Raw genomic sequence first — 21,753 nt, forward strand, 5'->3', positions numbered from 1 at the left:
CCCGCAGCTTGCGCAGCGCCCGCGCCTCGGCCCGCTCGATGAGCCTCGCGCCGCCCCCGCCGAACGCGCCGGGGGCCGCCACCACCAGCAGGTCGTCCCCGGCCCGCGCCACCAGCACGTCCAGCCCGGCCCGCCGCCCGCCCGAGCCGTACAGGTAGCGGACCCCGACCTGGTCGGGGAGCAGGCGCCCGGGGCGGGGCGGCCGGACCCGCCGCAGCCGCACCTCGCGGTCGTCGCCGACCTCCATGCCCAGCCGGGGGCATCCGGCGATGGCGGCGCGGGCCTCGGCCAGGCGCGCGGCCGCGCCGCCCGGCGGCAGCCGGAAGACGCGCGCGGCCAGGGTCGCGCCCGGATCGGGCAGGTAGTACACCACGTGCGCCTGCGGCGCGTTCCGCAGGCCGCGCGGTCCCCGGTCGCCGTCCGCGTCGGCCAGCCGCAGCAGCCGCGCGCAGTCGGGGTCGGTGGGGCGGATCCCCTCGAACACGCGCTGCCGTTCGGCGGGCAGCCAGCCCTTCGGCACCTCGCGGGCCGTCAGCAGCGCGGCGGTCATCGCCGCCTCCGGCCGTTCCTGCGCCGCCAGCGTCGCCCGTGTCGTCCCGCAGCCCGCCACCGCCGCCGACGCCCCCAGCGCCGCCAGCGGCAGCGCCCACCGAGCCCTGCGCGCCATGAGGTCCCCCCGAATCCTCGACCCGCAAGATCGTTCCCAGGGGGACGGTGTCGTTTAACGTCGCGGTCTGGGCGGGTAGGCCCCGTCAAACAGCGGTTTCACCGTTCTGGACGGGCATGTCGTCCAGCTCGACGCGCCGCGCCAGCACCGTGCCGATCCGGTTGCGGCGTCCGGCGATGCTCTCGGCCGTCAGCGACAGGCCCGCGACCACGGCCGTGGAGCCCGCGATCGGCACCCGGCCGAGGGCGTGCGCCAGCAGACCGCCGACGGTGTCCACCTCGGCCGCGTCGATCTCCACGTCGAACAGCTCGGCCAGGTCCTCCACCGGCAGCCGCGCGGTGACCCGCGCCTCCCGCGCCTCCCGCAGCCACTGCACGGGCGGGATCTCCACGTCGTACTCGTCGGTGATCTCCCCGACGATCTCCTCCAGGATGTCCTCGATGGTGACCAGCCCGGCGGTGCCGCCGTACTCGTCGATCACGATGGCCAGGTGGATCTGCCGCGCCTGCATCTCGCGCAGCAGCTCGTCGATCGGCTTGGAGTCGGGGACGTAGGTCGCCGTCCGCATCACCGACTCGACCGTCTCGACCGACTCGCCCTCGCGGTGCTCGTGGACGCGGCGCACCACGTCCTTGAGGTAGGCGATGCCGATCACGTCGTCCTCGTTCTCCCCCACCACGGGGATGCGCGAGAACCCGCTGCGCAGCGCCAGCGACATCGCCTGCCGCAGCGTCTTGTGGCGCTCGATGAACACGATGTCGGTGCGCGGCACCATCACCTCGCGCACCAGGGTGTCGCCCAGCTCGAACACCGAGTGGATCATCTGGCGCTCGTCCGGCTCGATCAGGCTGCGCTGCTCGGCCAGGTCCACCAGGTCGCGCAGCTCGGCCTCGGAGGCGAACGGGCCCTCGCGGAACCCCTTGCCGGGCGTCAGCGCGTTGCCCAGCAGGATCAGCAGCCGGGGCAGCGGCCCGAACACCCGCGTCACCGGGTGGATGAACCCCGCGCCCGCCAGCGCGAACCGGTCGGCGTGCTGGATGCCCAGCGTGCGGGGCCCGACGCCGACCGCGACATAGCTCACCACGATCATGATCGCGGCGGCGGTGACGTACGCCGACCAGCCCTCGTCCAGCCAGCCGATGCACAGGTCCGCCACGATCACCGTGGCGACCAGCTCACAGCTGATCCGCAGCAGCAGCACCATGTTGAGGTAGCGGGCCGGGTCGGCGACCACGGCCGCCAGCCTGCGCGCGCCGCGCCGGTCCTCGCGGACCAGCTCCTCCACGCGCACCCGCGACACCCGCGCCAGCGCGGCCTCCGTCGCCGCCAGCAGCCCGGCCGCGAACACCAGCGCGACCGCGATGACCAGCAGCCACCACTGCGTCGTGTTCACGACCGGCCGCGCTCGTCCCGCCAGGACGTGAGCAGTTCGGCCTGGAGCCCGAACATCTCCTTGTGCTCCTCGGGCTCGGCGTGGTCGAAGCCGAGCAGGTGCAGGATGCCGTGCACGGTGAGCAGCTCCAGCTCGTCCCGCGTGGTGTGCCCGGCCTCCTTGGCCTGCCGCTCGGCGACCGCCGGGCACAGCACCACGTCGCCCAGCAGCGCCGGGTCCAGCTCGCCGTCCTCGTCGGCGCCGCCGTCCATCTGGCCGGGCCGCAGCTCGTCCATGGGGAACGACAGCACGTCCGTCGGCCCGGGCTCGTCCATCCACCTGACGTGGAGCTCGGTCATCGCCTCCTCGTCCACCAGCAGCAGCGACAGCTCCGCCAGCGGACTGACGCGCAACGCGTCCAGCGCGTGCCGGGCCAGGGCCGCGAGGTTCTCCTCGTCGACCTCGACGCCCGACTCGTTCACGACCTCGATGCTCATGTGTGTCTAACGCCCCCGCTTGCGGCCCGCACCGTTACGGCCCGCGCCCCCCTGCTTGAACTCCGGCACCTTCTCCGCGTCGTAGCGGTTGTAGGCGTCCACGATGTCGGTCACCAGCTTGTGCCGGACCACGTCGTGGCTGTTCAGCCGGCAGAAGAAGATGTCGTCGACCCCGTCCAGGATGCCCTGGACCACCGACAGGCCGCTCTGCTGCCCGTTGGGCAGGTCCACCTGGGTGACGTCGCCGGTGACCACGACCTTGGACCCGAACCCCAGCCGCGTCAGGAACATCTTCATCTGCTCGGGCGAGGTGTTCTGCGCCTCGTCCAGGATGATGAACGAGTCGTTCAGGGTCCGGCCGCGCATGTACGCCAGCGGGGCGACCTCGATGGTCCCGGCGGCCATCAGGCGCGGGATCGAGTCGGGGTCGACCATGTCGTGCAGCGCGTCGTACAGCGGCCGCAGGTACGGGTCGATCTTCTCGTACAGGGTGCCGGGCAGGAAGCCGAGGCGTTCGCCCGCCTCCACGGCCGGCCGGGTCAGGATGATCCGGTTGACCTGCTTGTCCTGGAGCGCCTTGACCGCCTTGGCCATGGCCAGGTAGGTCTTGCCGGTGCCCGCCGGGCCGATGCCGAACACGATCGTGTGCTTGTCGATCGCGTCGACGTACTTCTTCTGGTTCAGCGTCTTGGGCCGGATGGTCCGGCCGCGGCCGGACAGGATGTCGAGGGTGAGCACCTCGGCCGGGCGCTCGTCGGTCTGGTTGCGCAGCATCGCCAGGCTTCGCTCCACGGCGTCAGGGGTGAGCTGGGTCCCGCGCTTCAGCAGGGCGATGAGCTCCTCGAACAGTCGGGAGACGAGTTCGGTCTCACCCTCGGGCCCGGTCACGGTGATCTCGTTGCCGCGCACGTGGATGTCGCTGTGGAACGCGCGTTCGATGACGTGGAGCAACTCGTCCCGGGAGCCCAGCAGGCCCACCATCGAGTGGTCGTCCGGCACCACGATCTTGATCTGGGACCTGGCGCCGTTGCCTCCAGCGCGTCCCGCGTGAGTTGATTCGACCATCAGCCGGGCCTTGCGGCCTCTCCGACCTGCCTTCTGTCTGCTCCGGGTGTCCAGCGTGTGTCGTCTCCATGGTACTGGGCGGCCCCGGCGTCCCGTCTCCGCATTTTCCCGCGCCGCGGCCCCGGCGGGGCCGCGGATCCGCCGGCCCCGGATCAGCCGGGCGGCCAGTTGAGGCCGCGGCCGCCCAGCACGTGCGCGTGCACGTGGAAGACGGTCTGGCCCGCCTGCGCCCCGGTGTTGAAGACCACGCGGTAGCCGTTGTCGGCGACGCCCTCGTCCACCGCGACCCGGTGCGCCTCGCGCAACACCTCGGCCAGCAGCTCGGCGTCGGCGGCGGCCAGCTCGCCGACGGTCGGGTGGTGGGCGCGCGGGATCACCAGCACGTGCGTGGGGGCCTGCGGGTTGATGTCGCGGAACGCGACGGCGCCCGCCGACTCCCGGACGATCGTGGCGGGCACCTCGCCGGCCACGATCTTGCAGAACAGGCAGTCACTCTCCGATGCCGTCATCGGTCTCCTCCCAGCGTGCGGACGAGGCGGATCCTACCGGGGGCGGGTCCGGGCGGCCGGGCGGCCGCGCCCGGCCGCCGATCCCGGCCCGACAGGACGTTCACAGGACGGTGCGCCCCCCGGTAAGGTCGCGCTGATCAATCTGGGCCGGATCGGCCGCATGCGCCCCGTTCACTGGCTAAGGTTGGCAATTCAGGCGTTCCCCCCGACGCACGCACGTACCGTTCGGCCACCGGCGTCGCTCGGCCGGGGCCCGCCTGTTCACTCACGCCGAATCCGGGGGGCGACCATGCGAATGGACGGTCCCGGGGGCGGCACGGCGGCGGATAGGTGACCGAGGCAAGCAGAAGATGCCCTTTCGTAAACCGGACGACGAGGGTGCGCGTCCAACTGACGTGACCGAGACCCTCGTGGCCAGGGGCACAGCGGGAACGGTGGCCGTCGCCTGGGACGCCGACCAGGCGGTGACGGCGCTCTACAGCGCCAACTACCGCTCGCTGGTGCGACTCGCCGCAATGCTGGTGCGTGACGTCGGGACGGCCGAGGAGGTCGTCCAGGACGCGTTCGTCGCCATGCACGGCGGGTGGCGTCGCCTGCGCGATCCCGACAAGGCCCTCTCCTACCTGCGCCAGGCCGTGGTGAACCGATCGCGTTCGGTACTGCGGCACCGCGCGGTCGTGGAGAAGTACGCGCCCAAGGGTCTGCCCGACGCGCCCAGCGCGGAGGCCGGGGCCATCGGCGAGCTGGAACGCTCGGCGGTGGTCGCGGCGCTGCACCGGCTTCCCGCGCGACAGCGCGAGGCGCTCGTACTGCGCTACTACGCCGATTTGTCAGAAGCGGAGATCGCCCAGACCATGGGCATATCCCGCGGGGCGGTCAAGAGCCACACCGCCCGCGGGATGGCCGCGCTACGCAACGTCCTGGAGCAGTTCTCATGACCACCGACCCCCACGACGAGCTCGGCGAGGTGCTGCGCCGGGCCCTGCACGCGGAGGCGGAGACGGTCAGCCCCTCGGCCGAGGGCCTGGAGATCATCCGGACCCGGATCGCCGACCGCCGGAGCCGCCGGTTCGGCTGGGAGTGGTTCACCGCCACCTGGTCCCGTCCGCTGCTGGCGGTCGGCGCGGCCGTGGCGATCGCCGGTCTCGGGGTCTCGGCCCCGGAGACCATCGGCCTGATCGAACGGACCGTCAGCGGCAACGGCCACTCCGACGACGGCGGCCCCGGCCACCCCGGCGGACCCGGCACGGGCACGCTGAGCCCGTCGGGCCCCGGCCAGCCGAGCTCCTCCTCCGGCACCGACGGCAGCGGCGTGCCGACCAGCTCCCAGTCCTCGTCGCAGCCCTCGTCGTCGGGCACCACCACGTGCGGCCCGGCGGAGACCTCCGGAACGCCGGCCGACCAGACCTCCACCACCGGCGGCTCTCCCACCGGCGCCTCCCCGTCGGGCTCGCCGTGCCCGACCACGCCGCCGCCGACCACGACGACGCCGACCCCGTCGGTGACGCCGACCCCGTCCACCTCGACGGACCCCACGACCCCGGCCCCGAGCGAGTCCCCGACGACGGACTCCAGCCAGCAGCCGGACGCCCCCGCCAACCCCTGATCCCCCCTGCCGTTCCCGCCGTCCGGCCGCCGCCGGCGGACGGTCGCCGCCGCCTGCCCGCTACCAGCGGCCGGTCGCGGCGAGCAGGACCGCCGCCGCCGCGACGCCGGCCGTGGACGTGCGCAGCACGGTCGGCCCCAGCAGCGCCGTCCGCCCGCCCGCCGCGGTGAACGCGGCGATCTCGTCGTCCGCGATCCCGCCCTCCGGACCGACGATCACCACGATGTCGCCGTCCGCGGGCGGCTCCAGCGCGCTGAGCCGCTCGGTGGCCTCCTCGTGCAGGACCACCGCGCGGGACGCCGCCGCGACGCGCCGCGCCACCTGCTTGGTGGACTCCAGCTCGGCGACCTCGGGGAAGCGGCTGCGGCGGGCCTGCTTGGCGGCCTCGCGGGCGGTGTTGCGCCAGCGGCCGAGCGCCTTCTCGCGGCGTTCGGGCCGCCACTGGGTGATGCTGCGCGACGCCGACCACGGAACGATCACGTCGACGCCGACCTCGGTCATGGTCTCCACGGCCAGCTCGCCCCGGTCGCCCTTGGGCAGGGCCTGCACGACCACCAGGCGGGGGCTGGGCGCCGGGTCCACGCGCCGCGACAGCACCTCCAGGGTGAGCGACGCCTTGGCGGCGGCCGTCACCACGCACTCGGCGAGCGTCCCGGCCCCGTCGGTGAGATCGACCCGCTCCCCCGGGCCGATCCGCCGCACGGTCGCGGCGTGCCGCCCCTCGGGGCCGTCCAGGACCACCGTGCCGCTGTCGGGCAGGCCGTCCTCGGCCAGGAACACCGGCGGACTCATGAAACCCCCTCATACGGAAAACCCCGCCGCGCGAGGGAGGTCCCTCAACGCGGCGGGGGCGTCCCGTGGCGGCCTTCGTGATAGGCCGCCACGGTCTCTCTTCAGTGCTGGTTGAACACGTCCTTGAGACGCGAGAACACGCCGCTGCGGTGACCGGGCGCGAACTTGCCCGGCGGCCGCTCCTCGCCGCGCAGCTTGGCGAGCCGGCGCAGCAGCTCCTCCTGCTCCTCGTCCAGCTTGGTCGGCGTCTCCACGTTGATGTGGATCAGCAGGTCGCCGCGGCCGCTCTCGTTGAGGTGCCGCACGCCCCGCCCGTACATGGTGATCACCTGGCCGGACTGGGTGCCGGGCTTGATGTCGACCTCCTCGGGACCGTCCAGGGTCTCCACGGTGACGGTGGTGCCGAGCGCGGCGGCCGTCATCGGGATCTCGACGGTGCAGTGCAGGTCGTCGCCCTCCCGCTCGAAGATCGGGTGCGGCCGTTCGACGATCTCCAGGAACAGGTCGCCGGGCGGGCCGCCGCCGGGGCCGACCTCGCCCTCCCCGGCGAGCTGGATGTGGATGCCGTTCTCCACGCCCGCCGGGATCTTGACCTTGACGGTGCGGCGGGTGCGGACCCGGCCGTCGCCGGAGCACTCCGAGCACGGATGCCGGATGATGCTGCCGAAGCCGCCGCAGGTCGGGCACGGCCGGGCCGTCATGACCTGGCCGAGGAACGACCGCTGCACCTGCTGGACCTCGCCGCGCCCGTGACAGGTCTCGCACGTCTCGGGGTGGCTGCCGGGCGCGGTGCCGTCGCCGTGGCAGGTCTCGCACAGCACCGCCGTGTCGATCGTCAGCTCGCGCGTGGTGCCGAACGCCGTCTCGTTCAGGTCCAGCTCGACGCGCAGCGTGGCGTTGCGGCCCCGCCGGGCGCGGCTGCGCGGGCCGCGCGCGGTGGCGGTGCCGAAGAAGGCGTCCATGATGTCGCTGAACGGGAAGCCCGCGCCGCCGAAGCCGCCGCCGGCCCCCGCGCCGCCCCGCGCGAACGGGTCGGCCCCCAGGTCGTACATCTCCCGCTTCTGCGGGTCGGAGAGGACCTCGTAGGCCTGGGTGATCTCCTTGAACTTCTCCTGGGTCTCCGGATCCGGATTGACGTCCGGGTGGAGTTCGCGCGCCAGCCGCCGGTAGGCCTTCTTGATCTCGTCGGCCGTGGCGTCACGGCCGACGCCGAGGGTCGCGTAGTAGTCGTTGGCCACTTACGACCCCGCCAGGATCTGTCCCACGTAGCGTGCCACTGCCCGTACCGCTCCCATCGTGCCGGGGTAGTCCATGCGTGTCGGCCCGAGCACTCCCAGCCGGGCCAGAGTGTGGTCGCCGACGCCGTAGTCGGCGACGACCACCGAGGTCGATCGGAGTCCCTCGTCGGGGTTCTCGGTGCCGATCCGCACCGTAACACTAGAGGAGTCTCCGGCCTCGCCGAGCAAGCGCATCAGCACGACCTGTTCCTCCAGCGCCTCCAGCACGTCGCGCAGGCTGCGGGAGAAGTCCACCGCCGCGAGGTTGGCGGCCCCGGCGAACACGATCTTCTCCTCGTGCTTCTCCACCAGGGTCTCCAGCAGCACGCTCAGCACCGACGCCACGACCGGCCGGTCGTCGGCGCCCACCTTCTCGGGCAGCTCCGCCACGGCCGTGGGGACCTCGCTCAGCCCGCACCCGTCCAGGCACGTGTTGAGCAGCGCCCGCAGGTGCCCGATCGACTCCTCCGACACCGGGCCGGGGGTCTCGATCACCCGCTGCTCGACCCGGCCGGTGTTGGTGATCAGCACCAGCAGGAGCCGGTTCACGGCGACGGGCACCAGCTCGACGTGGCGCACGGTCGAGCGGGTCAGCGAGGGGTACTGCACGACCGCGACCTGGCGGGTCAGCTGCGCCAGCAGCTTCACCGTGCGTCCGACGACGTCGTCCAGGTCGTAGGCGCCGCTGAGGAACGTCTCGATGGCGCGGCGCTCGGCCGCCGACAGCGGCTTGATCGTCGAGAGCCGGTCCACGAACAGCCGGTAGCCCTTGTCGGTCGGGATCCGCCCGGCGCTGGTGTGCGGCTGGGTGATGTAGCCCTGCTCCTCCAGCACCGCCATGTCGTTACGGATGGTCGCCGAGGACACCCCGAGCCTGTGCCGATCCACCAAGGCCTTGGAGCCGACCGGCTCGTTGGTGGAGACGTAGTCCTCGACTATCGCGCGGAGGACCGCGAGTTTCCGGTCGTCGAGCACGTGGTCACCTCCCCTGCCCCTGTACTGGCACTCCATACTTTCGAGTGCCAAGTGTACGACCCGGCGGGCCCACTCTGGAGGGCCGCGCCCGTGCGGCGTCCGCCACGCCCGGCGACGAGGATCTTCCGGGTCCCGGCGTCCCGGCGGATTAATGTGCTGGCCTGTGCGGAGTAAGGACTACGGAAACGACGTGCTGGCGGGGGACTGGCGGCTGCCCCGCAAAGGTCAGATCCCCGAGGTGCCCGCCGAGCCGGGGCTGGTGGCGGAGGACCCCGCCAGCGGTTTCTGCGGCGCGGTGGTCTCCTGCGACAAGTTCGGCGTGACGCTGGAGGACCGCTTCGGCAAGCGGCGGGTGTTCCCGCTGGCCAAGGCGGGTTTCCTGATCGACGGCAGGCCGGTGACGCTGGTGCGCCCGGCGGCCGCGCCCGCCGGACCGGCGCGGTCGGCGTCGGGATCGGTCGCGGTGCGGGGGCTGCGGGCACGGGTGGCCAAGGAGAGCCGCATCTACGTGGAGGGCGTGCACGACGCCGAGCTGGTCGAGAAGATCTGGGGCCACGACCTGCGCGTCGAGGGCGTGGTGGTGGAGTACCTGGAGGGCGTGGACGACCTGCCCGCCATCGTCGAGGAGTTCGGGCCCGGCGAGGGGCGCAGGCTGGGCGTCCTGGTGGACCACCTGGTGGAGGGCTCCAAGGAGAGCCGGATCGCCGCCCGGGTGACGTCGCCGCACGTTCTGGTGTGCGGGCACCCGTTCGTCGACGTGTGGGAGGCCGTCAAGCCGTCGGCCGTCGGAATCGACGCCTGGCCACGCGTCCCTCGCGGCGTACCCTGGAAGGAGGGGGTGCTCGCCGCACTCGGCTGGGGGGATGACGTGGGAACCGCCTGGAAACGCATCCTGGGCTCGGTGACCACCTACGCCGACCTGGAGCCGGCCCTGCTGGGCCGGGTCGAGGAGCTGATCGACTTCGTGACCGCCCCCTAGGCCACCGTCCGCTCCACCGAGGAGCCCGCCATGTCGCAAGGCCCGCCGGAACGTCCCGACCATCAACCACAGACCCCCGGCCAGCAGGGCCATGGCTGGCCCGGCCAGGAGCAGCAGCCCTACAAGGGCCACGACCAGCAGGGTTACGGTCAGCAGGGGTATGGCCAACAGGGTTACGGACAACAGGGGTACGACCAGCAACCGGGGTACGGGCAGCAGGGTTACGGCCAGCAGCCCTACGCGCCGCCGGGGTACGGGCAGCAGGACTACGGGCAGCAGGGCTACGCCCAGTCCGGCTACGACCCGTACGCCGGTTACGGGCAGGCCCCCGGCTACGGCCAGATGCAGCCCCACGCCCAGCAGTACGGCCAGCAGTACGGGCAGCAGTACGGGCACGGCGCCCCGGCCAGTTCCGACGACCGCACCTGGGCGGTGCTGTGCCACCTCGGCCAGTTCCTGCTGGGGTTCCTGGCGCCGCTGCTGGTCTACCTGATCAAGAAGGACGAGTCGCCGTTCCTGCGCTGGCACGGCGCCCAGGGCCTCAACTTCGCGATCACTCAGCTGGTGTACATGTTCGTCAACATCATCCTGATCTTCCTGGTCATCGGGATCCTCACCACCGCGGCCCAGGCGATCGCGATGATCGTCTACCTGATCCTGGCGGCGGTCGCGGGCAACCGTGGCGAGTACTACCGCTTCCCGGCCTTCATGGCCTGGCCGATGTTCCGCTGAGCCCGGGAAGCGGCGGTACCCGCCGTCACGACAGGCCCTTGTAGGAGGCCGGGACGCAGACCTTCAGCGGCTTGACGACCGTGTCCGACCGGTTGCCGGTCCAGATGGTGGCGCCCGCGTCGCCCCGGACGCAGATCTTGCCGCCCTTCTTGATGCCCTTGCCGTCGCGGCCCCAGCTCCAGCCGACGGGCGCGCCGGTGTTGTGCTGGACGAAGCCCGAACCCGCGCCGTAACCGGTCGAGCGGCTGGCGACCTTGGTCTTGCCGCACGAGCGCGTGCCGCTCAGGCTGACGCCGAACTGGCTGCCCCGGCCGAGGACGACGCCGACCGACGACTTGCAGTTCCAGTCGTACCAGAGCTGGAGGATCCTGGCCTTGGAGACCTTGGCGGCCCGGCCGCCGGAGCACTTGGTCGCCGTCGCCAACGTCACCTTCGGCTCCACCAGCGTCGGGTCATGGAAACGCACCCGGATTCCCCGGTTGAACTTGTAGGCGTTGCGCACATAACGCAACTTCCCCGACACCCGGACCTTCATCGCCCTCTTCAACGGCTTCGAATAGAAGCAGTACCCCTCCGAATAGGAGTACGAGAAAGCCTTCTTGCCCAATGCCGACGCCGCCCCGACGTCCGTACCCGCATGAGCGGGCAACGGCGCCAGCACGGCCCCGGCCACCACCGCCCCGGCCGCGACGGCCAGGCCACGGCGGATCACGACAGGCCCTTGTAGGAGGCCGGGACGCAGACGTCGAGCGCCCTGATCACGCTGTCGGACCGGTTGCCGGACCAGATGGTCGCCGCGCCGTCACCGTGCAGGCAGATCTTGCCGCCCTTCTTGATGCCCTTGCCGTCGCGGCCCCAGCCCCACTTGGCCGGCGCGCCCGAGTTGTGCTGGACGAAGCCCGAACCCGAGCCGTAACCGGTCGAGCGGTGCGCGCGCTTGGTCTTGCCGCACGAGCGGGTGGCGCCGACGCCCGCCTGCCAGGGCAGGCCGACGAAGACCGAGACGTTGGTCTTGCAGGACCAGTCGTACCAGAGCTGCTCGACCTTGGCCTTGGAGACCTTGGCGGCCCGGCCGCCGGAGCACTTGGTCGCCGTCGCCAACGTCACCTTCGGCTCCACCAGCGTCGGGTCATGGAAACGCACCCGGATTCCCCGGTTGAACTTGTAGGCGTTGCGCACATAACGCAACTTCCCCGACACCCGGACCTTCATCGCCTTCTTCAACGGCTTGGAATAGAAGCAGTACCCCTCCGAGTAGGAGTAGGAGAACGTCTTCTTACCCAGCGCCGACGCCGCCCCGACATCCGTACCCGCATGAGCGGGCAACGGCGCCAGCACGGCCCCGGCCACCACCGCCCCGGCCGCGACGGCCAGGCCACGGCGAAGAATCTGCGTCACGTTTTCGCCCTCCGTTGAGCGATTTCCGACTGGAACGCGACGAAGGCTAACAGCGGCCGACCTCCGGGAAACAGGACCAGAAATCCCACTGCCACTAGTGCCCAGGCACTAATTCGCGCCTTTATTGCATCCGTCGGCGCCAAATGTGACGGCGATGTTAAATAAAGCTCACCGCGGTTCAGGTCAGGTCGCGGACGACCGCGTCGGCGAGGAGGCGGCCGCGCAGGGTGAGGACCGCGCGGCCGTCCTCCTCGTAGGGGGCCCGTTCCAGCAGGCCGTCGGCGACGGCGCGGCGGGCCCCGGCCCCGTCCAGCAGGTCGGCCGGGCAGCCGTCGGCCAGCCGGAGCTCCAGCATGATCCGTTCGATGCGGCGGTCCTCGTCGTCCAGGACCTCGCGGGCGTGCGCGGGGGTGGTCCCCTGCGCGAGGCGGGCGGCGTAGGCGGCGGGGTGCTTGACGTTCCACCAGCGGGTGCCGCCGACGTGGCTGTGCGCGCCGGGTCCGACGCCCCACCAGTCCGCGCCGGTCCAGTAGAGCAGGTTGTGGTGGCAGGCCGCGTCGGGCGAGGCGGCCCAGTTGGAGATCTCGTACCAGGTCAGGCCGTGGGCGCTGAGCATCCGCTCGGCCATCAGGTAGCGGTCGGCCATCGCGTCGTCGTCGGGGGCGGCCAGCTCGCCGCGGCGGACCTGGGCGGCCAGCCGGGTGCCCTCCTCGACGATCAGCGCGTACGCCGAGACGTGGTCGGGGCCGCAGGCCAGGGCCGCCTCCAGGGAGGCGCGCCAGTCGTCGTCGCTCTCGCCGGGGGTGCCGTAGATCAGGTCGAGGTTGACGTGCGCGAAGCCCGCCTGCCGGGTCCACTCCACGACCTGCGGGACCCGGCCGGGGGTGTGGGTGCGCTCCAGCACCTTCAGCACGTGCTCGCGGGCGCTCTGCATGCCGTAGGACACGCGGGTGAAGCCCGCCTCGCGGAGGCCGTCCAGGTAGGCCCGGTCGACCGTCTCGGGGTTGGCCTCGGTGGTGACCTCGGCGTCCGGGGCCAGGCCGAACTCGGCGTCGATCGCCTTCAGGATCCGCCCGAGGTCGCCGGGCGGCAGCAGCGTGGGCGTGCCGCCGCCGACGAACACCGTGCGGACGGGCAGGTCGGCGTCGCCGAGGACGCGGCGGGCCATGCGGACCTCGGCGACGGCGGTGTCGGCGTAGGAGTCGCGGCTCGCGCCGGGGCCCAGCTCGGTCGCCGTGTAGGTGTTGAAGTCGCAGTAGCCGCAGCGGGTCACGCAGAACGGCACGTGCACGTAGAAGGCGAACGGGCGCTCGCCCAGCCCCGTCAGGGCGCTGCGGGGCAGCGTCCCGTCGGCGGGTACGGGGTCACCATCGGGAAGGGTCGCGGGCACCCCTCAAGTCTGCCGCGCGTTCCCCGATGCTCGGGCCCTGCGCAGCTTGTCGCCCAGCCAGCCGGGGATGTGCTCCTCGGCGCGCGGGAACCGGTCCAGGTCCTGCGCGTAGGCGGCCGGGGGCAGCGGGGGCGTGAAGTCGGGCTCGGCGTCGTAGTCGAACTCGACGGTCCAGCGACCGGACCGCTCGACCTCCAGCCGGGCGGTGAACCAGGCGCCCTTGCCGCGCCGGTACATCGCCCGCCGCAGCTCGTCCATCTTCCCGACGGCGCGGCCGGGCGGGGTGGCGGCGCGCACGGCCCCGTCCGGGTCGGTGATCTCGAACAGGGCGCTGTCGATGCCGACGGTGGCGCGGAACTCCAGGGCGAGCCTCGTCCAGCCGAGCGGGGCGGCCGAGCGCAGTGCGCGGACCGCGCCGTTCACCGTCTCCCGTTCCCGCGGAGTACGGAGAACCTGCTCGGAGTGCGTCACCCTGCGAACCTCCGATAACCCGGGGCGTCCGTGCCCCGTCCAGACGACTGCTCCCCCGACCGTATCGGCAGATCGGCGCGGGGCCGGGGATGACCGGCGTGTCCCGGCGAGCCGCGTCCGGGACGTTCCGGGCGTCTCCGGCCGACCCGTCACAAGATCCGCTGTCGTCGGGGGCGGCGCGGCGGATAGGGTCGGCCGGGTGCGGAAACAGGGGGCGAACTTCGGACGCAAGCCCGTGCGGGTGGTGCTGACCGGCGGGCCGGACGGCTGGCGGTGGACGCTGTTCACCGAGCACGGCGAGCCGGAGACCGGGGAGCTGCCGGGACAGGGCGTGCGGTGGAGCGGACGCGGCCGCCGCGACGAGGCGCCCGCCTGGTGGCGGCGGCGGCTGGCCCAGGACGCCGAGGACCTGCGCGAACTGGTCGGCTGGAAGCTGACCGACCGGACCTTCGCCGAGCTCGGCGTGGAGGCCGAGATCACCTGGTTCGCGGTGGCCGACCCGGTGGAGTGGGAGGGCCTGGTCACGCTGCGCGACCCGGACCCGGCGCGGTTCCCCGGCGAGGTGCGGCCGTTCGTGGTGACGCTGGAGCCGGGGCGCGGCGCGGTGCTGCCCGACGACCACCTGCTGTTCTCCACGCTCGCCGCCGACGCCTGGGCCACCCTGGGCGCGGTCGCCGGACAGGTCGGGACCGCGCCGCCGCGCGCGTCGTTCCTGTGCGGCTGGAACGACCACCGCAGCGTGCGGGTCGGGCGCGGCGCGCTGCACGTGTCCACGCAGGTCGGCGGCGACGGCGTGGAACGCCTCGGCGAGGTCCACGGCACGCGCCCCGCCGGCTGGGGCGGCAACCCCGAGCTGCGGTTCCGGCTGGACGGCATCGACCTGCTGGACGAGCCCGCCGCCGACGTGGTCGCGCTGCTGGAGGGGCTCGGCCACGAGATCGAGCGCCGGCACGGACACCACCTCCTGCGCGCCATGGGCCTCACCCTCGGCGGTCCCGACGAGCGCGGCGGCCGGTTCACCTCGGTCGGGTTGCGGCTGCCGGACGTGCTGGCGGACGCCTGGCGGTGACCTCCCACGGCGGATCCCCCACGAAGCGCGGGAACTTGCGAACCCCGCGCGCGTCGAAGTAGTCGTACACTTCGCAAACAGCCACCGCAGGAACTCGGAGGACCCTCCCATGGCCTACGGGCCTCCCCCGCAGCCCGGCCCCGGTCAGCAGCCCGGCTGGCAGCAGCAGCCCTGGCAGCAGCAGGGCAACGCCTGGCAGCAGCAGCCCCAGGGCAGCTGGCAGCAGCAGCCTCAGCAGGGCCGGGGCGCGCAGCAGCCCGGCCACTTCGGTCCGGTGAGCGACGAGGAGAAGACCTGGGCGCTGATGGCGTACGTGGGCCAGTTCCTGGTCGCGGTGATCGCCCCGGCGGTCGTCTACCTGGGACGGGCGCGCTCGCCGTTCGTGCGCCGGCACGCCGCGCAGGGCCTCAACATGGGCATCGCGTCGGTCGTGGTGTGGGTGGCGGGTCTGGTGCTCCAGCTGCTGTTCGAGCCGCTGGTGTGGGTGCCGTTGGTCTTCACCGCCGCGATCATGGTGTTCCTGGTCTACGCGGCGCGGGCGGCCAACCGCGGCGAGTTCCGCAAGGTGCCCGCGGTACTGGCCTGGCCCTTGATCAAGTAAGGTCCCCGGTCGGATGAGGCCGCGCCCCGCCGCCCGCACGGGACGGCGGGGCGCGCCCGTCAGTCCCCGGCCGGACCGGGGAGGATCGTCATCGTGCCGGGCTCGCCGGGCGGCTGGTCCAGGCGCACGACGCGACCGGGGTAGGTGCGTTCGGCGATCTCCACGTCGCGTTCGTCCCACTCGCCGTAGAACACCGGGCAGCCGTCCCACAGCTCGACCTTCTCCGCGCCGGTGGGCCAGCGGTGCCCGAACGCGTCGATGAGGATCGGCTCTTCGCTGCCCGGCAGGTCGGGGCCCGCGGTGCGGGCGGCGGTCCGTTCGGACACGGTGGCACTCCTTCGGGGGGCGGGACGGCCGGGCAGCCGGTCGAAGATCTTGTCGGGGGCGAGCTCGATCGGGAAGGGGCGGGTCAGGGCGGCCGAACGGCCCCCGGCGATCACGACACCCTCGCCGTAGTGGCCGTCGTCGCCGAGTTCGTGGACGTGGACCCGCGGCCCGTCGTCCCGGACCTCCACCACCCAGTACGCGGGCACCTCGAACCGCTCGTAGAGGTCCTTCTTGGTGCCCAGGTCGCGGATGCGGGAGGCGGCGGAGACCACCTCCACGGCCAGCAGCGGGGCGCCCCGGACGTACCAGAGGTCGCCGCGGGCCTGGTCCGCGCGGTAGACCATCAGGTCGCAGCGGATCCAGGTGTCGTCCGACAGCCGGGCGCCGAACCCGGTGAGCGACTCCTGCCCCGGCTCCTCGGCGAGCCCGATCGGGACCACCAGGTCCGAGACCAGGACCTGGTGCAGCAGCGTGTGATTCACAACGCCCAGTCTCCCCGCGCGGACAGCCCGTCACCACCGCTTTGCGCGATCCCCCGGGAAACGCGACATCCCCGGGACGCACAGCGTCACGGGGATGTCCGCGAAAGCGTTACTTCTTGGGCTTGTCGGCGGGCTCGGCGGTGTTCAGCGCGGCGACGAAGGCCTCCTGCGGGACGTCGCCCCTTCCGCAGGAGACACAGCATCCGCTTCTTGCCCGCCCCAGCACCGCCTACTTCTTGGGCTTGTCGGCAGGCTCGGCGGTGTTCAGCGCCGCGACGAAGGCCTCCTGCGGGACGTCGACCCTTCCGATGGTCTTCATCCGCTTCTTGCCCTCCTTCTGCTTCTCCAGCAGCTTGCGCTTACGGGAGATGTCACCGCCGTAGCACTTGGCGAGGACGTCCTTGCGGATGGCGCGGATGTTCTCGCGGGCGATGATGCGCGAGCCGATCGCGGCCTGGATGGGCACCTCGTACTGCTGCCGGGGGATGAGCTCCTTGAGCTTGGAGGTCATCATCAGGCCGTACTCGCGGGCCTTGTCCTTGTGGACGATCTGGCTGAACGCGTCCACCGACTCGCCCTGGAGCAGGATGTCCACCTTCACCAGGTCGGACTCCTGCTCGCCGCTGGGCTCGTAGTCCAGCGAGGCGTAGCCGCGGGTGCGGGACTTCAGCTGGTCGAAGAAGTCGAAGATGATCTCCGCCAGCGGCAGCGTGTAGCGGATCTCGACCCGGTCCTCCGACAGGTAGTCCATGCCCAGCAGCACTCCGCGGCGGCCCTGGCACAGCTCCATGATCGCGCCGATGTGGTCCGAGGGGGTGAGGACGGTGGCCCGGACGACCGGCTCGAAGACCGTGGCGACCTTGCCCTCGGGGAACTCGCTGGGGTTGGTGACGACGTGGTCGGAGCCGTCCTCCATCACCACCTTGTAGACCACGTTGGGCGCGGTGGAGATCAGCGTGAGGTTGAACTCGCGCTCCAGCCGCTCCCGGACGATCTCCATGTGCAGCAGGCCGAGGAACCCGCAGCGGAAACCGAAGCCCAGCGCCGCCGAGGTCTCCGGCTCGTAGACCAGCGCGGCGTCGTTCAGCCGCAGCTTGTCCAGCGCGTCGCGCAGGTCGGGGTACTGGTCGCCGTCCATCGGGTACAGGCCCGAGAACACCATCGGCTTCGGGTCCTGGTAGCCGCCCAGCGGCTCGGCGGCGGGCCGCGCGGAGGTGGTGACGGTGTCGCCGACGCGCGCCTGCCGTACGTCCTTCACGCCCGTGATCAGGTAGCCCACCTCGCCGACGCCCAGGCCGCCGACCGGCTTGGGCTCGGGCGAGATCACGCCGACCTCGAGGGTGTCGTGGGCCGAGCCGGTGGACATCATCAGGCTCTTGTCGCGGCGCGACAGGTGCCCGTCGATGATCCGGACGTAGGTGACCACGCCCCGGTAGGTGTCGTACACCGAGTCGAAGATCAGCGCGCGGGCCGGGCCGTCGGGGTCGCCGACCGGGGCGGGCACGGTCGCCACGATCCGGTCCAGCAGCTCCGTGACGCCCTCGCCGGTCTTGCCGGAGACCCGCAGCACGTCCGAGGGGTCGCAGCCGATGATCCCGGCGAGCTCCTCGGCGTACTTCTCCGGCTGCGCGGCCGGCAGGTCGATCTTGTTGAGGACCGGGATGAGGTGCAGGTCGGCGTCGAGCGCCAGGTACAGGTTGGCCAGCGTCTGCGCCTCGATGCCCTGCGCGGCGTCGACCAGCAGGACCGCGCCCTCGCAGGCCGCCAGCGACCGCGACACCTCGTAGGAGAAGTCGACGTGGCCGGGCGTGTCGATCAGGTTGAGGACGTGCTCCCGGCCGTCGACGGTCCAGGGCAGGCGGACCGCCTGGCTCTTGATCGTGATGCCGCGCTCGCGCTCGATGTCCATGCGGTCGAGGTACTGGGCGCGCATCTGGCGCTCCTCGACGACCCCCGTCAACTGCAGCATCCGGTCGGCGAGCGTCGACTTGCCGTGGTCGATGTGCGCGATGATGCAGAAGTTGCGGATGATCGCGGGGTCGGTCTTGTTGGGCTCAGGCGCTGGCACCGGGGTCCGTTCGCAAACTCGCGGGTGGGCAGGGAACTGGCAGATCTTGCCTTATCCCATAGTCCCATGTTCCGCGCGGTGCTCCGTGCAGCCCGTCTGGTTTTGGGCCCGCGCGCGGGATTGGTAAGCTGAGCCACTGCGTGTGGCGTAGCGTCGTGCCCCGGGGCACCGTCCGCCCCGTTCAACGTTCGTTGGTGCCTGTCCACCCCTCGGTGGCAGGTGAAGATCGCAACCTACAAGCTGAGGCTCTACGACGTGGCTAACATCAAGTCCCAGATCAAGCGGAACAAGCAGAACGAGAAGGCGCGCCTTCGCAACAAGGCCGTCAAGTCGGAGCTGAAGACGGCCATCCGCAAGTTCCGCGAGGCCGCTGACGCTGGCAACGTCGAGGAGGCGATCGCCGCCCAGCGCCACGCCGCCCGCAAGCTCGACAAGGCCGCCAGCAAGGGCGTCATCCACAAGAACCAGGCCGCCAACCGCAAGTCGGCCATCGCCAAGCGCGCCGCCGAACTCCAGGCCAAGTGACCGCACCCGGCCGCGGCCGGGTGAACGTCACGCTCTCGACGAGGCCGTGATCCCTTCGGGGACCACGGCCTCGTCGTGCTGTCCTCCTCCGTGCCGTCTTTCTCCGGGGACGACCCCATGGACGAACGCCGCCTGGTGAAGATCTCCAAATATCTCGCCAAGCACCTGCGCCACCGGCCGGAGCGGATCGGGCTGACGCTGTCGCCCGAGGGCTGGGCCGAGGTGGACGAGCTGCTGGCGGCCGCGGCGCGGCACGGCTTCCCGATCACGCGGGACGAGCTGGAGCACGTGGTGGCGGCCAACGACAAGCGGCGGTACGCGTTCGACCCCGCGGGGCGGCGGATCCGCGCCAACCAGGGGCACACGGTCCAGGTGGACCTGGACCTGCCGGTGACCGCCCCGCCGCCGCTGCTGTACCACGGGACGACCGAGCGCGCGGTTGCGGCGATCCGCCGCGAGGGGCTGCGCCGGATGGACCGGCACGCGGTGCACCTGTCGCCGGACGCGGAGACGGCGCGGCGGGTGGGCGCGCGCCGGGGGCGTCCGGTGGTGCTGGTGGTGGACGCGGCGGCGATGGCCGCCGACGGTCACGAGTTCCGGGTCAGCGCGAACGGCGTGTGGCTCGTGGAGCGGGTGCCGCCCGGATATCTGCGTTGATCATCTCTTCGGTCTCGGCCCAGGTCAGCGGGGTGCGCACGCCTTCGGGCGCCGGTCCCGCCTGCGGCCCGAACAGGTAGCGGTACGGCACGGTCCCCGCCAGGGCGCGGTGGACGTCGGCCCGGTCGTCGATCATGTGGGTGATGCCGAGTTCGGCGCAGTGGACGGCCTTGTCGGCGCGTTTGCGGCAGAACCGCACGTTGCCGCGGGGCAGCCCGGTGCGGCGGTGGAAGTCGTGGTGGTCCAGCCAGGCCAGGGTGCGGCGCTGCACGCGTTCGCCGCACTTGGAGATGATCCAGGCGCGCCCCTCGAAGAGCGCGACCAAGCGGGGCAGGACCTCGAAGGCCCCCTCGGTGGCCGGGGAGGCGAGGGCCTCGGCGAAGCCGCCGCTCAGGAAGGCGGTGTCGGCGTCGCCGGGGGCGAGCGGACCGCCGTGGACGACCCGGCCGAAGTCGACGCCGAGCCGGGGTGATGCCGTGGTGTTCATGATCTCAGCCTGGGGGCCGCGCCACTCGAACAGAACTATGGATCGCTCCCGGAGCCATAGTCTCTGCCTATGGAACTGGGTCGGCTCTCCACCGACGCGCTGGCGTCGTTCGCGGTGTTCGCGAAGCATCTCAACTTCACGCGGGCCGCCGAGGAGCTGCACATCTCCCAGCCCGCCCTGCACGTCAAGGTGCGCAAGCTGGCCGAGACGCTGGACCGCCCCCTGTACCGCAAGGAGGGGCGGCGGCTGACGCTGACGCCGGAGGGCGAGGCGGTGGCGCGGTTCGCGCGCGAGCTGGACGACCGGACGACCGCGTTCCTGGCCGAGGTGCAGGGCCGTTCCCCTGGCCGCGTCCCGGTCCTGGCGGCGGGCGAGGGGGCGTTCCTGTACCTGCTGGGCGAGGCGGTCCGCACGGCCGCGCCCCGCCCGCGCCTGGTCAACGGCGACCGCGCCCGCACCCTGGCGGCGGTCCGCACCGGCCGCGCCGACCTGGGCGTGGCGGTCCTGGACGTGCTCCCCCACGACCTGACCGCCGTGCACCTGGCGACCTATCCGCAGGTGCTGGTGGCGCCGGAGGACCACCCCCTGGCCGGACGCCCGTCCCTCACCCTGGGCGACCTGGCGGACGCCTCCCTGGTGGTCCCGCCGCCGCACGGCCCGCACCGGATCATGCTGGAACGCGCGCTGCGCGCCGCGCAGGTCCCGTGGTCGGTGGCGGTGGAGGCGTCGGGCTGGCCGCTGATCCTGCACTTCGCGGCGCTGGGCGTGGGCCCGGCGGTGGTGAACGGCTGCGTCCGCGTTCCCGAGGGCCTGGTGGCCCGGGAGATCACCGACCTCCCAGCGGTCCCCTACCACGCCGTCCACCGCCCCGACCGCGCCGGGGACCCGCTGGTCACCGGGCTGCTGGCGGCGATCAGCTCCCGGCTTCCCCCCGCCGCGGCGCGGGACGGGCGGCGGGCGTCAGATGACCGGCGGCCTTGAGGGTCAGCAGGACCGGCGCCGACTCCACGGCGCGGATCTCCGGCAGGGCGCCGAGCCGGCGCGTGAGATAGCGGTGCAGGTCGGCGGGGTCGGAGCAGAGCACCTGGGCGAGCAGGTTGGTGGGGCCGGTAGTGGCGACGACGGCGGCCGGCTCGGGATGGGCCGCCAGGGTGGCGGCGACCCGGTCCAGGTGCGCCGGGGCGACCGACATCCACAGCAGGGCCTGCGTCGTCACGCCGAGCACGGCGTCGTCGATCTCGACGTCGAAGAAGACCGCACCCCGGGCCCGCAGCGCGGCCAGCCGCCGCGCCACGGTGTCCGGTGACCAGCCGGTGGCCCCGGCCAGGTCGGCGTGGGTGGCGCGGCCGTCGTGCCGGAGGGCGTCGATCAGCGCGCGTTCGGCGTCCGTGGGAGGGGGCCCGTCCACCGGCTCCGCGGTCGGCGGCGCGAGCAGGCGGCACTGCTCCTCGCTGAGGGCGCGGACGCGGCCGTGCCAGGTGGTGGGGCCGCCGCGGTAGGTGTGCAGCAGGCAGTGCGCGGAGACCCCGAGGACGCCGCCGCTGCGCGGCACGTCCCGCAGCAGCAGCGACGCCGCGGCCCCGCCGCCGTGCGGGGCGTCCACGATCGCGAAGATCTCGGTGCCGCCGCTGGTGAGCCGCACCCAGGAGGTGTCGGGGCGCCGGGCCAGCGCGCGGGCGAGCGACCGGGCGGCGGCCGGGGTGGCGGTCAGCCGCACCACCCACCGGGTCCGCCCCGCCTGGTGGAGGTCGGGCAGCCCGACCACGCGCAGCCCCGCCTCGGCGCGCAGCCGCCGGTAGCGGCGGGG

The 21,753-nt window shown here is 72.4% G+C and carries 25 protein-coding genes; 9 read left to right on the top strand and 16 right to left on the bottom strand.

What is annotated here, in order from left to right:
* From AKI01S_RS51370 to AKI01S_RS41800, 5 genes are all read right to left on the bottom strand, one after another.
* The coding region (locus tag AKI01S_RS51370; protein ID WP_157420540.1) for a hypothetical protein at positions 1-667 on the bottom strand (667 nt) is incomplete at its 3' end.
* An 85-nt stretch (positions 668-752) separates the two neighbouring features.
* Complete coding sequence (locus tag AKI01S_RS41785) at positions 753-2,060, bottom strand: hemolysin family protein (RefSeq protein WP_067831298.1); 1,308 nt, start codon at positions 2,058-2,060, stop codon at positions 753-755.
* The gene (gene ybeY / locus AKI01S_RS41790; RefSeq protein WP_067831299.1) at positions 2,057-2,536 is read right to left on the bottom strand and encodes an rRNA maturation RNase YbeY; all 480 of its coding nucleotides are present in this window, start codon (positions 2,534-2,536) and stop codon (positions 2,057-2,059) included. The genes AKI01S_RS41785 and ybeY overlap by 4 nt, the downstream gene beginning before the upstream one ends.
* A 6-nt stretch (positions 2,537-2,542) precedes the next feature.
* Positions 2,543-3,601, bottom strand: coding sequence for a PhoH family protein (locus AKI01S_RS41795; protein WP_067831300.1), 1,059 nt, complete (start codon positions 3,599-3,601; stop codon positions 2,543-2,545).
* A 152-nt stretch (positions 3,602-3,753) separates the two neighbouring features.
* Positions 3,754-4,110: a histidine triad nucleotide-binding protein gene (locus AKI01S_RS41800; protein ID WP_067831301.1), complete on the bottom strand. Its 357-nt coding sequence runs from the start codon at positions 4,108-4,110 to the stop codon at positions 3,754-3,756.
* Positions 4,111-4,460: 350 nt separating this feature from the next.
* On the opposite strand from AKI01S_RS41800, the gene AKI01S_RS41805 reads away from it, so the two are divergent.
* Together AKI01S_RS41805 and AKI01S_RS41810 are read left to right on the top strand one after the other, a co-directional pair.
* Positions 4,461-5,048, top strand: coding sequence for a SigE family RNA polymerase sigma factor (locus AKI01S_RS41805; protein ID WP_067831302.1), 588 nt, complete (start codon positions 4,461-4,463; stop codon positions 5,046-5,048).
* Entirely contained in the window at positions 5,045-5,716 is a 672-nt protein-coding gene (locus AKI01S_RS41810; RefSeq protein ID WP_067831304.1) for a hypothetical protein, read from the top strand. The genes AKI01S_RS41805 and AKI01S_RS41810 overlap by 4 nt, the downstream gene beginning before the upstream one ends.
* Before the next feature lie 60 nt (positions 5,717-5,776).
* Here AKI01S_RS41810 and AKI01S_RS41815 read toward each other — a convergent pair whose 3' ends face one another.
* The 3 genes from AKI01S_RS41815 to hrcA all read right to left on the bottom strand — a co-directional run bounded on the left by AKI01S_RS41815 (position 5,777) and on the right by hrcA (position 8,760).
* Positions 5,777-6,508: a 16S rRNA (uracil(1498)-N(3))-methyltransferase gene (locus AKI01S_RS41815; RefSeq protein WP_067831305.1), complete on the bottom strand. Its 732-nt coding sequence runs from the start codon at positions 6,506-6,508 to the stop codon at positions 5,777-5,779.
* A gap of 101 nt (positions 6,509-6,609) precedes the next feature.
* On the bottom strand, positions 6,610-7,746 hold the full coding sequence (dnaJ, locus tag AKI01S_RS41820) for a molecular chaperone DnaJ (RefSeq protein ID WP_067831307.1): 1,137 nt from the start codon (positions 7,744-7,746) through the stop codon (positions 6,610-6,612).
* Positions 7,747-8,760, bottom strand: a complete 1,014-nt coding sequence (gene hrcA / locus AKI01S_RS41825; protein WP_067831309.1) for a heat-inducible transcriptional repressor HrcA — start codon at positions 8,758-8,760, stop codon at positions 7,747-7,749.
* A gap of 163 nt (positions 8,761-8,923) precedes the next feature.
* Between hrcA and AKI01S_RS41830 the strand changes: the two genes are divergently transcribed.
* Complete coding sequence (locus AKI01S_RS41830; RefSeq protein WP_157420542.1) at positions 8,924-9,739, top strand: DUF3097 domain-containing protein; 816 nt, start codon at positions 8,924-8,926, stop codon at positions 9,737-9,739.
* Positions 9,740-9,769: 30 nt separating this feature from the next.
* On the top strand, positions 9,770-10,471 hold the full coding sequence (locus AKI01S_RS41835) for a DUF4870 domain-containing protein (RefSeq protein WP_067831313.1): 702 nt from the start codon (positions 9,770-9,772) through the stop codon (positions 10,469-10,471).
* Positions 10,472-10,496: 25 nt separating this feature from the next.
* Here the strand turns inward: AKI01S_RS41835 and AKI01S_RS41840 are convergent, their stop codons facing one another.
* From AKI01S_RS41840 to AKI01S_RS41855, 4 genes are all read right to left on the bottom strand, one after another.
* A complete protein-coding gene (locus AKI01S_RS41840; RefSeq protein ID WP_157420543.1) occupies positions 10,497-11,183 on the bottom strand; it encodes a hypothetical protein in 687 nt (228 codons plus the stop codon).
* Positions 11,180-11,869: a hypothetical protein gene (locus AKI01S_RS41845; RefSeq protein ID WP_157420544.1), complete on the bottom strand. Its 690-nt coding sequence runs from the start codon at positions 11,867-11,869 to the stop codon at positions 11,180-11,182. The genes AKI01S_RS41840 and AKI01S_RS41845 overlap by 4 nt, the downstream gene beginning before the upstream one ends.
* A 178-nt stretch (positions 11,870-12,047) precedes the next feature.
* Entirely contained in the window at positions 12,048-13,259 is a 1,212-nt protein-coding gene (gene hemW / locus AKI01S_RS41850) for a radical SAM family heme chaperone HemW (RefSeq protein WP_067831318.1), read from the bottom strand.
* 3 nt (positions 13,260-13,262) lie between these two features.
* Positions 13,263-13,730 carry a hypothetical protein gene (locus AKI01S_RS41855; RefSeq protein WP_067831320.1) on the bottom strand — a complete coding sequence of 156 codons (468 nt, stop codon included), beginning with the start codon at positions 13,728-13,730 and terminating at the stop codon, positions 13,263-13,265.
* Positions 13,731-13,929: 199 nt separating this feature from the next.
* On the opposite strand from AKI01S_RS41855, the gene AKI01S_RS41860 reads away from it, so the two are divergent.
* Together AKI01S_RS41860 and AKI01S_RS41865 are read left to right on the top strand one after the other, a co-directional pair.
* Positions 13,930-14,799, top strand: a complete 870-nt coding sequence (locus AKI01S_RS41860; RefSeq protein WP_067831321.1) for a hypothetical protein — start codon at positions 13,930-13,932, stop codon at positions 14,797-14,799.
* Between the two features lie 109 nt (positions 14,800-14,908).
* Positions 14,909-15,400 carry a DUF4870 domain-containing protein gene (locus tag AKI01S_RS41865; protein WP_067831322.1) on the top strand — a complete coding sequence of 164 codons (492 nt, stop codon included), beginning with the start codon at positions 14,909-14,911 and terminating at the stop codon, positions 15,398-15,400.
* Between the two features lie 59 nt (positions 15,401-15,459).
* Here the strand turns inward: AKI01S_RS41865 and AKI01S_RS41870 are convergent, their stop codons facing one another.
* Together AKI01S_RS41870 and lepA are read right to left on the bottom strand one after the other, a co-directional pair.
* A complete protein-coding gene (locus AKI01S_RS41870) occupies positions 15,460-16,209 on the bottom strand; it encodes a Uma2 family endonuclease (protein WP_067831324.1) in 750 nt (249 codons plus the stop codon).
* 229 nt (positions 16,210-16,438) lie between these two features.
* Positions 16,439-18,277, bottom strand: coding sequence for a translation elongation factor 4 (gene lepA, locus AKI01S_RS41875; RefSeq protein ID WP_067831326.1), 1,839 nt, complete (start codon positions 18,275-18,277; stop codon positions 16,439-16,441).
* 255 nt (positions 18,278-18,532) lie between these two features.
* Here lepA and rpsT point away from each other — a divergent pair, with 255 nt between their 5' ends.
* Positions 18,533-18,802 (top strand): 30S ribosomal protein S20, encoded by a 270-nt coding sequence (rpsT, locus tag AKI01S_RS41880; protein ID WP_067831335.1) that lies wholly within the window; start codon positions 18,533-18,535, stop codon positions 18,800-18,802.
* Between the two features lie 117 nt (positions 18,803-18,919).
* Positions 18,920-19,459 (top strand): RNA 2'-phosphotransferase, encoded by a 540-nt coding sequence (locus AKI01S_RS41885; protein ID WP_067831327.1) that lies wholly within the window; start codon positions 18,920-18,922, stop codon positions 19,457-19,459.
* On the opposite strand, the gene AKI01S_RS41890 is transcribed toward AKI01S_RS41885, so the two are convergent.
* Positions 19,404-19,946 (bottom strand): hypothetical protein, encoded by a 543-nt coding sequence (locus tag AKI01S_RS41890; protein ID WP_067831329.1) that lies wholly within the window; start codon positions 19,944-19,946, stop codon positions 19,404-19,406. The two genes, AKI01S_RS41885 and AKI01S_RS41890, sit on opposite strands and share 56 nt — an antisense overlap.
* Positions 19,947-20,015: 69 nt before the next feature.
* Here AKI01S_RS41890 and AKI01S_RS54470 point away from each other — a divergent pair, with 69 nt between their 5' ends.
* A complete protein-coding gene (locus AKI01S_RS54470; RefSeq protein WP_067831331.1) occupies positions 20,016-20,927 on the top strand; it encodes a LysR family transcriptional regulator in 912 nt (303 codons plus the stop codon).
* Here AKI01S_RS54470 and AKI01S_RS41900 read toward each other — a convergent pair.
* A partial coding sequence (locus tag AKI01S_RS41900; protein ID WP_067831333.1) for an Lrp/AsnC family transcriptional regulator occupies positions 20,860-21,753 on the bottom strand: 894 nt, incomplete at its 5' end. The two genes, AKI01S_RS54470 and AKI01S_RS41900, sit on opposite strands and share 68 nt — an antisense overlap.

This window comes from Actinomadura kijaniata NBRC 14229 (assembly GCF_001552175.1).
Taxonomy (GTDB): Bacteria; Actinomycetota; Actinomycetes; order Streptosporangiales; family Streptosporangiaceae; genus Spirillospora; species Spirillospora kijaniata.